Annotated in this window: 9 protein-coding genes; 4 read left to right on the top strand and 5 right to left on the bottom strand. The window is 73.3% G+C overall.

Annotated features, from left to right (window positions below; translation table 11 throughout):
• Nucleotides 1–18 precede the first annotated feature (18 nt).
• Nucleotides 19–1584 (top strand): MFS transporter, encoded by a 1566-nt coding sequence (locus V1J52_RS12165; protein WP_443075805.1) that lies wholly within the window; start codon nt 19–21, stop codon nt 1582–1584.
• A 72-nt stretch (nt 1585–1656) separates the two neighbouring features.
• On the opposite strand, the gene V1J52_RS12160 is transcribed toward V1J52_RS12165, so the two are convergent.
• The 3 genes from V1J52_RS12160 to V1J52_RS12150 form a co-directional block, all read right to left on the bottom strand.
• Complete coding sequence (locus tag V1J52_RS12160) at nt 1657–2565, bottom strand: ribokinase (RefSeq protein ID WP_330139732.1); 909 nt, start codon at nt 2563–2565, stop codon at nt 1657–1659.
• A 186-nt stretch (nt 2566–2751) separates the two neighbouring features.
• A complete protein-coding gene (gnd, locus tag V1J52_RS12155; protein ID WP_330139731.1) occupies nt 2752–4221 on the bottom strand; it encodes an NADP-dependent phosphogluconate dehydrogenase in 1470 nt (489 codons plus the stop codon).
• A gap of 217 nt (nt 4222–4438) precedes the next feature.
• Entirely contained in the window at nt 4439–5689 is a 1251-nt protein-coding gene (locus V1J52_RS12150) for a PP2C family protein-serine/threonine phosphatase (protein WP_443075820.1), read from the bottom strand.
• Nucleotides 5690–5982: 293 nt separating this feature from the next.
• On the opposite strand from V1J52_RS12150, the gene V1J52_RS12145 reads away from it, so the two are divergent.
• The 3 genes from V1J52_RS12145 to V1J52_RS12140 all read left to right on the top strand — a co-directional run bounded on the left by V1J52_RS12145 (nt 5983) and on the right by V1J52_RS12140 (nt 8218).
• Nucleotides 5983–6405 carry a VOC family protein gene (locus V1J52_RS12145; RefSeq protein WP_330139728.1) on the top strand — a complete coding sequence of 141 codons (423 nt, stop codon included), beginning with the start codon at nt 5983–5985 and terminating at the stop codon, nt 6403–6405.
• Between the two features lie 258 nt (nt 6406–6663).
• Nucleotides 6664–7095 (top strand): squalene/phytoene synthase family protein, encoded by a 432-nt coding sequence (locus V1J52_RS26150; protein ID WP_443075804.1) that lies wholly within the window; start codon nt 6664–6666, stop codon nt 7093–7095.
• Nucleotides 6977–8218, top strand: coding sequence for a geranylgeranyl reductase family protein (locus V1J52_RS12140; protein ID WP_443075803.1), 1242 nt, complete (start codon nt 6977–6979; stop codon nt 8216–8218). The genes V1J52_RS26150 and V1J52_RS12140 overlap by 119 nt, the downstream gene beginning before the upstream one ends.
• 123 nt (nt 8219–8341) lie before the next feature.
• Here the strand turns inward: V1J52_RS12140 and V1J52_RS12135 are convergent, their stop codons facing one another.
• Nucleotides 8342–9160, bottom strand: coding sequence for a hypothetical protein (locus tag V1J52_RS12135; protein WP_330139726.1), 819 nt, complete (start codon nt 9158–9160; stop codon nt 8342–8344).
• 245 nt (nt 9161–9405) lie between these two features.
• Nucleotides 9406–12834 (bottom strand): carboxylic acid reductase, encoded by a 3429-nt coding sequence (car, locus tag V1J52_RS12130; RefSeq protein ID WP_330140098.1) that lies wholly within the window; start codon nt 12832–12834, stop codon nt 9406–9408.
• Between the last annotated feature and the right edge of the window lie 6 nt (nt 12835–12840).

Raw genomic sequence — 12840 nt, 5'->3', positions numbered from 1 at the left:
CCGCGTCGGACGTCCAGAATGGGACGGAACGCCGGGGGCGCGGGCGCGAGGGGGAGCAGACCGGGAAAGAGGAAGAGTACGCACGTGGACGAGGAGGAACCGGTACGGCCGGACCGGGCGGCCGGCCGTACCGTCCCGGCCCCCGCCGACGGCGGGGGGCCGGACCCGAAACGCTGGCAGGCCCTCGCGGTGTGCCTGGTCGCGGGCTTCATGACGCTGCTCGACGTCTCCATCGTCAACGTCGCGCTGCCCTCCATCCGCACCGGGCTGGACACTCCCGAGTCCCACCTCCAGTGGGTGCTCTCCGGCTACGCCCTGGCGTTCGGGCTCCTCCTCGTCCCCGCCGGGCGTCTCGGGGACGCGCGGGGGCGGCGCGCGGTGTTCATGGCCGGTCTCGCCCTGTTCACCCTGGCCTCGGCGGCGTGCGGAGCCGCCCAGTCCAGCCTGTGGCTGGTCATCGCCCGCCTCGCCCAGGGGTTCGCGGGCGGGCTCGTCTCCCCGCAGATCTCCGCGCTGATCCAGCAGATGTTCACCGGCCGCGAACGGGGCCGGGCCTTCGGCATGTTCGGCACGGTCGTCGGCATCTCCACCGCCGTCGGCCCGCTGACGGGCGGGCTGCTCATCCAGGCGGCCGGAGCCGAGGAGGGGTGGCGCTGGGTGTTCTACGTCAACGTGCCCCTCGGCGCCGTCTGCCTGCTGCTGGCCCGCCGGCTGCTGCCCGACACGCCGTCCGCCGGCCCCGTCACGGCGCGGGCCCTGGACCCGCTGGGCGTCCTCCTGCTGGGCGCCGGGACGCTGACGCTGCTGCTGCCGCTCGTGCAGGCCCAGCAGTGGCCCGGGAACGGCAAGTGGCTGCTCCTGCCCGCCGCCGCCGTGCTGCTGGCCCTCTTCGCCTTCTGGGAGAGCCGCTGCGCGCGGTGGGACGTCGTACCGGTGGTGCGGCTGACCCTGTTCCGCATCCGCGCGTACAGCGCGGGCCTGACGCTCATCCTGTTCTACTTCGCCGGTTTCACCTCCATCTTCTTCGTCACCACGCTCTACCTGCAAAGCGGACAGGGCTACAGCGCCCTCCTGGCGGGCCTGGCCATCACCCCCTTCGCGCTGGGCTCGGCCCTCGCGGCGGCCCTCAGCGGACGCCTGGTGCACCGCTTCGGCAGGCCGCTCGTCGCCGCCGGCCTCGCCACGGTCGCGCTCGGGCTGGGCGGGGTCGCCCTCGCGGTGCACTACGTGCCCGGCCGCGACGCCGGATGGGCGATGGCGGCACCGCTGCTGCTGGCCGGACTCGGCAGCGGCCTGGTCATCGCGCCGAACCAGACGCTGACCCTCGCCCAGGTGCCGGTGGAGACGGCGGGCAGCGCCGGGGGAGCGCTCCAGACCAGCCAGCGGGTCGGCTCCGCCCTCGGCATCGCCGCCGTGGGCGCGGTCTTCTTCGGCCAGGTCAGCGACCAGGGCTGGGCCGACGCCTACGATCACGGGCTGCTGGTCTCGGTGGCCTTCGTCGTGGCGGCCCTCGTCGTCGCGCTCACCGACATCGGCACCTCGGCCCGCCCCTCCCGGACCCCGCGCCGCGAGCACGGCCGGTGAGCACCGGGCCGGGGCCCGGGCCACCACGTCCGGAAGTGCGGTCGTGCGCCGTGCGTGCGCGCCCGTGGCGTCTCACGCCAGCTCGGCGGCCGTGGGGAAGCTGGGCTGCGCGCCCGCGCGGGTGACGGCCAGCGCGCCGACGCGGACGGCGACGCGCACGGCGTCCGGGAGGGCGTCACCACGGGCGAGGCGCCACGCGAGCGCGCCGGTGAACGCGTCCCCGGCGCCGGTGGAGTCCACCGCCGTCACCGGCGGCGCCGCGACGCACGCGGTGCCCCCGGCGCAGGACACCAGCGCGCCCGCTGCGCCGAGGGTGACGACCACGCTCCGCGGGCCCAGGCGGCGCAGCGCGGCGGCCCACCCGGCCGGCGCCGCACCGGCGTCCCCTCCGGCCAGCAGCCGCGCCTCGTGCTCGTTGACGACCAGCGGATCACAGGCCGCCAGCACTTCGGGCGGCAGCGCGGCGGGCGGCGAGGGGTTCAGCACCACCCGCGTACCGGCCGCCACCGCCACCGCGACGGCCTTGGACACCGTCTCCACCGGCACTTCGAGCTGGAGCGAGACCACCGACGCGGCGGCGAACGCCTCCCGGGCCGCCGCGACGTCGTCAGGCGACAGCCGCGCGTTCGCGCCGGGGGAGACGACGATGGTGTTGTCCCCGGCCGCGCCGACCGTGATGAGCGCGACGCCGGTGGGCGCCTCGCCACCGGTCAGCAGTCGGCCGGTGTGCACGCCCGCCTCCCGCAGCGAGGCCGTGAGCAACCGGCCGTGCGCGTCGTCGCCGACCCGGGCCAGCAGGGCCGTCGCCGCCCCCAGGCGCGCGGCCGCGACGGCCTGGTTGGCGCCCTTGCCGCCCGGGTGGACGGTGAGGTCCGAGCCGAGCACCGTCTCACCGGGGGCGGGGTGCCGTCCGACCACGGTCACCAGATCGGCGTTGGCCGAGCCGACGACCAGGACGTCGAGGCCCGCGGGAGTCGTCATCGGCGCAGGACCGCCTCCTCGAGCACCCCGGGCACGGCCGTCGGCGCGCGCGCCGCGGCGCCCCCGGCGTCCGCTGCCGCCGCCCCCCGGCCCGCCGTGAGAACGATCACGCCCCGATTGAAGCCCACGTCCTGGCCCGTCGGCAACACCGCACCGGCGGCGGGCACCGGGCGGCGCCGCGGGCGGTCAGTCGGCGGGCTGCTCGGGGCGCCCCTCCTGCGCCCACCGGGTGTGGTGGACGCCCCCGCGGTCGGTCCGGCGGTAGGTGTGGGCCCCGAAGTAGTCGCGCTGGCCCTGGATCAGCGCGGCCGGGAGGCGTTCGGCGCGCAGGCTGTCGTAGTAGGCGAGCGCCGCCGAGAAGCCCGGGGTGGGGATGCCGGAGGTGGCGGCCGTCACGACGACCCGACGCCAGGCGTCCTGCGCGTCGCGCAGCGCGGCGGCGAAGTCCTCGTCGGTCAGCAGGGTGGGCAGCGCCGGCCGGGCGTCGTAGGCGGCCCGGATGCGGTCGAGGAACTTGGCGCGGATGATGCAGCCCGCGCGCCACAGGGCGGCGACCTCCCCCAGGTCGATGTCCCAGCCGTACTCCTGGCTGCCGGCCGCGATCTGGTGGAACCCCTGCGCGTACGAGACGATCTTGGAGGCGTACAGGGCCTGCTCCACGTCGGCGACGAAGCGGTCGGCCGCCGCACCCTCCAGCGCCACCGGTGCCGGACCGGCCAGGGACGCCGCCGCCTCGCGGAGAGCGGCGTGGCCGGAGACGGCGCGGGCGAAGACGGCCTCGGCGATGCCGCTGACGGGCACGCCGAGGTCGAGGGCGGTCTGCACGGTCCAGCGGCCGGTGCCCTTCTGCTCGGCCTGGTCCAGCACGACGTCCACGAAGGGCTCGCCGGTGGCGGCGTCGGTGTGCGCGAGGATCTCGGCGGTGATCTCGATCAGATAGGAGTCCAGCCGCCCCTCGTTCCACGTCCGGAAGACGTCGGCGATCTGCGCCGGAGTGCGGCCCACGGCGTGCCGCAGGACGTCGTACGCCTCGGCGATGAGCTGCATGTCGGCGTACTCGATGCCGTTGTGGACGGTCTTCACGAAGTGGCCCGCGCCGTCCGGGCCCACGTGGGCCACGCAGGGGGTGCCGTCCGGAGCCTTGGCCGCCACCGACTCCAGCATCGTGCCGAGCGCCTTGTAGGAGGAGGCCGAGCCGCCGGGCATCAGGCTCGGGCCGTGCAGGGCCCCCTCCTCCCCGCCGGAGATGCCGCACCCGACGAAGTGGATGCCGCGTGCGCGCAGCTCCTGCTCGCGGCGCCGGGTGTCGGAGAAGTGGGCGTTGCCCGCGTCGATGAGGATGTCGCCCTCGTCCATCAGGGGCGCGAACTCCTCGATCACCGCGTCGGTCGGCTCCCCGGCCTTGACCATGAGGACGAGGCGGCGCGGACGCTGCAGCGCGGCGACCAGCTCGGCGGCGCTCTCGGCGGCGACGAACGTCCCCTCGTGGCCGAAGTCCTGCACCAGGGACCGGGTCCGGGTGGCGGAGCGGTTGTGGACGGCGACGCGGTAGCCCTTGCGGGCGAAGTTGCGGGCGAGGTTGCGCCCCATCACGGCCATACCGGTCACGCCGATCTCTGCGGTCCCGTGATGTGCCGCCTCGGTCTCCGCGTGCATACGTGCCACCCTTCCCGTTGGTCCCTCGTGAACGCGCGGGCCCCGGCACCGGGGCCCGCGCCCATCGTGTCCTGCCGCGCCCATCGCTTGATCACTGTCTCCTCGCCCGCTCGCCCCGGACTCGTCCGACGCTCGGTGCACCCTGGCCCCCGCGCGGCCCACGGCCGCCCCGCCCGGCATCGCCGGAACGCCGCCGGGACGGCGGCCGGTACCGGCGTCAGGCCCGGTCGCCGGGGCGCGGGTGGAAGCCCGCCGACTCCGGCAGGCCGGCCAGGTCGGCGGCCTCCGCGCTGGGATCGGGTTCGGGGCCGAGCCACTGGCAGAACAGCACGGTGGCATCGTCCTGGAGCTGGTCGTCGTGGTACTCGCGGACCGCGTGGATCACACGGCGCAGCGTCTCGGGGACGGACAGCCCGGCAGCGTGGTGGCGGACGAGGAAGTCGGTGAAGCGTTCCAGGCCGAACCGGGTGTCGCCCGCCCCGCCCGCTTCGGTGATGCCGTCGGTGTAGAACACGACACGGTCGCCGGGCTGGAGCTGCTCGCGGCACACACGGCTGTCCAGGCCCAGGGCGGTGCCCATCGGATGGGCGGGCGGACAGCGCAGGTGCGTGGCCCACCGGCTGCCCCGGATGACCACCGGCGGGTGGTGGCCGCGGTTGACCCACGCCAGCGTCCCGTTCCGGGTGTCCAGGCTGGCCAGGATGCCGGTGACGTAACGCCGCTGGCCGTACTGCTCGATCAGCGCCGCTTCGACCGTCTCCCCGCAGGCGACGAGGCCGCCGCCCCGCCGCCGGGTGGCGCGGCAGGCGCCGACCGCCAGGTTGGCGGACAGGCCGGCGGCGGTGTCGTGCCCCATCGCGTCGAAGACCGCCAGATGGACCAGCGGGCCGTCGGTGGCGTAGTCGAAGGCGTCACCGCTGATCTGGTACGCCGGTTCCATCGCCGCGGCGATGACCACCCGGCCGTCGGCGTAGGCACGCGGGGGCGTGAGCTGCCATTGCATCTCCGCCGCCACGTGCAGCGGTCGCACACGCTCGATCCGGTGCAGGTAGTCGCTGTTCTCCCGCCTGCTGTGGATGATCAGGGCGAGCAGCGAGGCCAGCCGCTGCATGCTCTCCAGCGCACGGTCGTCGTCCTCCACCGCGGTGACCCGCAGCACGCCCAGGCGCTCGGTACCGTCCAGCAGCGGCACCCACCAGTCACGGCCACCGTCGGTCGCGGGCCCGGCGGGGAGGATCCGCCCGTGCTCGAAGGCCCGCCCGGCGACGGTGCCCGTCACGGGGAGCTGCGTCTCGCGCTCCCCGGCGCGCACGCCCTCCGCGGTCAGCAGCCGCAGCACCTGCCGCTGCAGATCACCCAGGTAGATCAGCACCCGCGGGAACCCGGCCTTCGCGGCGTTCTCGCTCGTCCTGGCCGACAGCAGCTCCGCCGGCATCAGGTGGCTGTCCGCCAGCAGGCCCGACAGCATCCGCCAGTTGCCCGCATCCCTGTCCAGGCCAGAGGAACCCACAGCGCTCTCCCGTCACCAGCCGGGCAGGCTCCCGGCAGACACGTCCGCGTCCACTGTTCCAGCTACCCGCCCCCACCGCCCGCGACCACCCGCCGGATGCCTCACGGCGTCCCCGCGCCGGCCCACCGGAACACGCACGCCGGTGGAAGGACCGTGCCCGGCTCCCCCGGGCCCGCCCGGCCCGTGACCGTCCGCCGATGCTGCGGCGGGCCGGGTGGCGGGGCCGGCCGGCTCACCGGCATGATCGCTGGATGCAGCGTCTCGGACTGGTGACTGTGGTGGTGCGTGACTACGACGAAGCCATCGCCTTCTACGTGCACGTTCTGGGCTTCAGGCTCGTGGAGGACACGGACCTCGGCGACGGGAAGCGCTGGGTGGTCGTCGCCCCGCGCGGGGCGCGGGAGACAGCGGTGCTTCTCGCCCGCGCCGCGAGCGGCGGGCAGGAGGCCCGGGTCGGGGACCAGACGGGCGGCCGGGTCGGCTGGTTCCTGCACACCGACGCCTTCGACCACGACCACCGGCGGCTGCGGGCAGCGGGAGTCGTCTTCGAGGAGGCACCCCGCCACGAGCCGTACGGCACGGTGGCCGTGTTCCGGGACCTGTACGGGAACCGCTGGGACCTGATCGAGCCGCACCGGCCCAGCGCCCCGGGAGGCACCGGCAGCGGGATGTGACGCGGGCGCCGTCCAGCCGTGTCGTCCGGTCCGGGCGGCGTTCCCCGCACTCCGGCCCCGGCGCGCGACCTCGCCGGGGTGAGGACACCATCGCAGGGCGGACGGCGTGCGACGCGCATCCTTCCTCACCCTTTCCGGTGACGCCCCACGCGTTCTCCTCCGTCGAACCACGCAGAGGACCAGGATGTCCGTGGGCGGTGCCGCTCTCCGCCGGACGGGCGGCACCAGGCCACGGGCAGGGGGAGGAGTGGGTGACACGTGCTGGGAGACCGGGCGGCTCTGGACCGGGCCTCGGTGACGGATCCGGTGCTGCGGGAGTCCTGCCGGCTGTGCGGCCGGCTGCTGGTGGCGTTCGAAGGGCGGGGCCACTGGGCGGGGTCGCTGCTGCTGCCCGCGGGCAAGCGCCCGCACTCCTGGGCGCTCTACGCGCTGTGCCGGTGGGCGGATCAGCTGACGGACAGCGGTGACCCACCCGCAGACCCGGCGGGCCCCGTGCGCGCCCTGGTGCCACGGTGCCCCGCAGAAAGGACGGACGGTTATGGCTGCCAGTCGGACGGAGGAGACCGCGGACGTGGTCGTCGTAGGGGCCGGCCCGGCCGGCTCCGCCACGGCCTACTACCTCGCCCAGGCGGGGCTGAACGTGCTGCTCCTGGAAAAGGCGACGTTCCCCCGCGACAAGATCTGCGGTGACGGCCTGACCCCGCGCGCGGTCAAGGAACTGCTCGCCATGGGCGTCGACCTGCACGGCTCCGGCTGGGTGCGCACCCGGGGCCTGCGCTCCTACAGCGCCGGCCTGCGGGTCGAAATCGACTGGCCCGACACGACCGGCTTCCCCGACTACGGCCTGGTGCGCACGCGTCAGGACTTCGACCACCTCCTCGCCCAGCGGGCCCAGCAGGCCGGCGCCCGCCTGCTGGAAGGCACCAGGGTCACCGACCTCGTCCTGGACGAGCGCACGGGCCGCGCCCGCGGCGTTCTCGCCCGGCGCGACGGGGTGCAGCACACCTACGCGGCCCCGCTGGTCGTGGCGGCCGACGGCGCTTCCAGCCGGGTGGCGGTGGCCCTGGGCCTGGAACAGCGGAAGGACCGGCCCCTGGGCGTCGGGGTGCGCCGCTACTACACCACCGACCGCCCGGACGACGACTACCTTGAGGCATGGCTGGACCTGTGGGACCCCGCCGCGCCCGGCCGGCGCGCCATGCTGCCCGGATACGGGTGGATCTTCCCGGCCGGCAACGGCCTGTGGAACGTCGGCCTCGGCACCATGACCGTCAACCGCAACCTCGGCCTCGACCACCGCGCGCTGCTGGAGGACTGGACCCGGCGGCTGCCCGAGGACTGGCAGATCGACGAGGACCACGCCACCAGCCCGGTCCGGGGACACGCGCTGCCGTGCGGCCTGAACCGGCGCCCCCAGTACACACGCGGCGTGCTCCTGACCGGCGACGCCGCCGGGATGATCAACCCGCTCAGCGGTGAGGGCATCGACTACGCGCTGGAATCCGGCCGCCTGGGCGCCGAGTTCATCATCCAGGCACTGGCACGGTCCACCGCCGACCAGCGCGAACGCGCCCTGCACGCCTATCCCCGCCATCTCCAGGACGCCTTCGGCGGCTACTTCACCCTGGGACGGCTGTTCGTCCAGGCCATCGGAAACCCGCACGTCATGAAGGTCTTCGCCCACCACAGCATGCGTCACCGGGCCCTGCGCGGCCTGATGTTCAAGCTGTGGAGCAACCTCACCGACCCGCACAGCAAGGACGCCGGCGACCGCGTCATCAGCGCCCTGCTCAAAGCCACCCCCGCCGCCTGAGACGGCCGGGGCGGGGCGGGCACCGACCGCAGATCCTCCCCGCCCCGGCCGTGCACGCCGCGCGCCCACCGCTGCGGACCGGCAGCCCGGCGACGGCCCACACCACCTCCGCCTCGGGGGACCTCAGGGGTCCAGCGGCAGCTGATCACCGGTGGCGCCGACTTCCAGACGGGCGTAGTCGGGGTGGTCCAGGCGGTGGTGGACGTAGATCTGATCGGCCCAGGGCGGATCGAAGGGCGTGAACGCGCGCAGACCCAGGACCCGGCCGATCGCCCGGCCGGGGTGGGCGGCGTTGAAGTCGTCGACCGCGGCGGCCTCGCCGATCTGCTCGGTGGTGCCCGGCAGGTCGTCGAGGTAGCAGGTGACCCGCGGCAGCAGGTGCTCGTGCGCGGGACCGCGGAAGAGGCCCAGGGCGGTCACCGTCGAGGAGTAGTAGTCCAGATCGAGGCTGACGAAGCCGACCGGGTGATCGCGCAGCGTGTCCGCGCGGGAGCTGAGGTAGCCGGGCAGCGTCTCGGCGAGGTCACCGATCACCAGCTCCGCCGTCCCCAGACGGGCGCGCAGGCGACGCTCGTCCATGGTGTAGAAGCCGGGACCGAAGAGGTAGGGGACGTCCCTGCGGTCCGCGGAGGCGGGCATGCCCCTGCCGCTGTCGAAGCCGACCACCCGTACCGCCACGCCGGTGGCGTCCGCGTAGTACCGGGCATGCTCGGCGAGGGTCAGCAGCCCGTTGCCCCCCGCCACCCCGAACTCCACCACCGTGACACCCCGGTGACCCAGCCGCGCCGCCAGCTCGGTGGCCCGGCGGACGCCGTAGGCGTAGTGCGGCCGCTCCACCAGCCCGAACCGGTAGGCGGCCGCGGAGCCGACCCCGGGCAACCGCCGCAACAACCGGTTCCGCGCCGCGTGCCGGGTGCCGGACTTCGACCACTCCCACAGCACGTCGGCCAGCCCTCCGGCAGGCCGGCGCCCCAGCGGATGACCTTTCTGGGCAGTCGTACGTGAACCCCTGCGCGCCATGGGCACCCCTCATACGACGGACACGGTCAGCGGCAGCTTTCCCGCCCGCACCCCGCTCCCAACCCCACCGTCACCGCTGCCCGCGCCTGACCGGACGTCCCGGTCTTGGCCCCGGTCCCGTCGGGCAGTGCGCGCACCTTCGCCAGGCGCGCGCACCGCCCCCTCGGTCACGGGGTGATCAGGTGCGCCAAGTCGTCCGCGTACTTCCTGATGAAGGCCGGGGAGAGCTGGGGAACGGCGCCTTCCCGGCCCAGGCGTGCGTCCTCGACGGCGGCCTGGAAGCGGGCGGAGGGTATGGCCGATCCGTTGACGACTCCCTCCGGAGTCCGGTGCGCGTCGAGCAGCGGAAGAATTGAGTGCTTCCGCTGCGTCTCGGGCGCCGCGCGCAGCGCCGTCTCGAACCGCGCGAGCCAGTCGTCGTAGTCCTCGACGCGGTCGATGCGGTGGCCGGCCTCGTTCAGCCAGTCGACGAAGGTGTCGAGCGAGATGCCGTCGTCGTGCGGGTTCACCAGGCTGTACGTCCGGTACCCCGCCCGCGCCTCACCTCCCAGCGTCACCACGGTCTCGGCCGTGAAGTCGACCGGGAGGCCGTCGTAGTGGGCGCGCGGGGGGCCGCCCGTGCCGTCGGTCTCGTAGAAGGAGCGCGGGGCGATGCCCGTGACGATGAGGCTGAGCAGCAGCCGCGTGAACATGTCGGTGACGTTCAGCTGCCCCGGGTACTGGCTGTGCGCCAGGATCATGTTCGAGCGGAACGTCGTGACCGGGAGGCCGTGCAGCTCGTGCGCCTCCCGCAGGAGCACCTCACCGGCCCACTTGCTGGTCGCGTAGCCACTGGCGTAGCCGTCGTCGACCGGCTGGTCGGGGAGGGCGAGGCGGACGTCGGAGTCCTCGTCGAGGGCCCGGCCGCCGGGCAGGGACGCTGCGACCGCCACACTTGAGATGTACGTGAACGGCTTGAGCCGGTCCGTGAGCCCGAGGCGGATCAGTTCGGCGGTGCCCACCACGTTGGCGTCGAACAGGTGGTTGTAGGGCAGGACGTGGTTCACCAGGGCCCCGGCGTGGACGATCCGGTCCACCTCGCCGGACAGTCGCTGCCACACCTGGTCGCCCAGGCCCAGCTGGGGTTCCGCCATGTCGCCCGCCAGGACTTCCAGGTGGTCGCGGGCCAGGTCCTGGAAGGTACGGGCGGGCTCCTCGCTCCCGTCGCCGAAGGCTTCCACGAGACGTGCCAGGGCCGCGGCGTCGTCCGTCCCGCGCACCACGCAGATCAGCTTGCCGCCCACCGGGGCGAGCCGCCGCAGCCACTCCAGGCAGAGGAACCGGCCGAGATAGCCGCTGGCTCCCGTGAGCAGCACGGTGTGCGGGTCCCCGAAGGTCCGCGGCAGGGCCAGGGCGCCGGCACGCGTCTTCTCGTCGATGAACTTGTCGAGGGTGAGGTCCGCGGCGTGGACCCGGGAGCTGCCCTGGGTGTGGACCGCCGCGAAGCTCACCCGCCGGGGCCCCGCCGCGAGCTTCTCCTCGACGTAGCCCGCGATCCGCCGCAGGTCGGTGCCGCGGCTGATGATCACGTCCACGGGGACGCGGACGCCGAAGATGTCGTGGAGGAGATCGGAGAAGGTCACCGCGGACATGGAGTCCCCGCCGATCTCCCTGAAGCGCGTGCCGGGACCGATTCCGGACGTCGTGGTGGACAGCAGCGCCTGGGCCGCCCGCTGCACCGTCTCCAGAGCCGGCCGGTCCTTGCCGCCGCGGCGCACATCGCGCAGCTCGTCCTTCTCCCTGGAGGCGATGGCGGAGTACGTCTCCTCCAGGGCCGGGCGGTACTTCTCCAGGAGCTGGGGGCGCAGGAGCTTGCGGTGGTCGGAGAGCAGGCCGTTGCCCTGGCTGAACGGCTCGGTCTCGATCAGGAAGTCACGGGGTATCTCGTAGGAGTTCAGCCCGGCCTCCTTCGCGATCTCCTGGAACGACTCCCCGAGGAGTTTCCTGAGCGTCGTCTCGTCGTCGCCGCACTGTTCGAGGGCGTCCGCGGTCGGGACGACCACCGAGAGCAGGTAGGACCGCTCGCTGTTGCCGTACACGAATATCTGCCGGACCAGCGGGCTGACGGCGAAGACCGCCTCCAGGCGGGACGTGGCGACGAACTCCCCCTGCGACAGCTTGAGTACGTTCTTGCGCCGGTCCACGACGACATGGCGTCCCGGCTCGGTCTCCGCGACGATGTCGCCCGTACGGTAATAGCCCTCCTCGTCGAAGATCTCGGCGTTGAGGTCGGGCCTTCGGTAGTAGCCGGGCACCATCGCCTCGGTCTTGAGCAGGAGTTCGCCCCGGGGGTGCGGTGAATCGGTGGTGTAGTAACCGAGTTCCGGAACGTCGACGAGTTTGTGGTCGATGACCGGGGGCTTCAGGAGCTTTCCGTCCACCGAGACCGCGGCGGCCTCCGTGGAACCGTAGATGATGTGCACCTCGATTCCCAGCAGTGATTCGGTGAATTCCTTCAGTTCGGCGGAGAGCGGAGCCGATCCGCAACTGGCCCACCCCACGCGGCCACCGAGGACGTTCTCGCGGATGTCCCGCTTGACCTCGGACTCGATGTGCTCCTGGTCCCCTCCGCCGCTCTGGGCCGACCGGCGGTCGAGTTCGCTCTGGTACTTCTGGAACAGCATTTCGCACACGCGCGGCACCAGGGACATTTCCGTGGGCCGCGCCAGTGCCATGTCCTCCAGGAAGGAGGACAGGTCGCTGTTCGCCGTGAAGTACGTGGTGCCGCCGCGGGCCAGCGTGTTCTTCAGCGAGGAATGCCCGGCGACGTGGCTCATCGGCATGTAGTGGAGGTTCGCCGCGTGCTCGTCCGAGAACAGCTGTGACCAGGCGCCGCCCCACATGGCCCGGGTCAGCCGCTCGGTGTACATGGCGCCCTTGGGGGTCCCTGTGCTGCCCGAGGTGTAGATGAGCATGGCGAGCGGGTCCTGGTCACCCTCGACGTCGAACAGCGGCGCCTCGGGCAGTTCGGCCCCCCGCGCGCGTACGTCCCCCAGCACGTCGATGCCCAGCTCACGCCCGTGCTCGGCCAGACGGGCCCGGGCGGCGGCGAACCGGGCGGACTGCTCGTCCACGTCCGGCTCGAAGTCGAACAGCACCAGACGGCGCACCGACGGATTCGCCAGGGCCAGTTCGGCCGCGGTGTCCAGGCGCTCGATGCTGGTCGCGATCGTGACGGGCTCGGTCTCCTCGACGATGGCGTTCAGCTGGGACACCGTGGAACTGGTCTGGAGGGGCGTGCTGACCGCACCGAGATGGGCACAGGCGAGATCGACCGTCGTGTAGTCGACGCTGGCGAAACCGAGAATCGCCACCCGGTCCCCGGCCCGCACCGCGTCGTCGCCGCCGTGGTGCCACGCGCTCGCCACCGAGCGGACCCGCTGCCACAGTTCGCCGTAGGTGGTCGTCTCGTACCGCGGCAGCAGGCGGATGCGGGTGCGGCCCGTACCGGGTTCCTCGACGAGTTCCTTCGCGCGTTCCCCGAGGGCTGGGCGTTCGGCGAACTGCTCCATTATGTCGGCCATCACTCGCGCAAGTCGCATGGTGAATCTCCGTATCGCATG

Origin of the sequence: Streptomyces solitudinis, from assembly GCF_036323765.1 — a bacterium.
In the GTDB taxonomy this organism is placed as follows: domain Bacteria; phylum Actinomycetota; class Actinomycetes; order Streptomycetales; family Streptomycetaceae; genus Streptomyces.
This window is presented reverse-complemented; position numbering and strand designations above follow the sequence as displayed.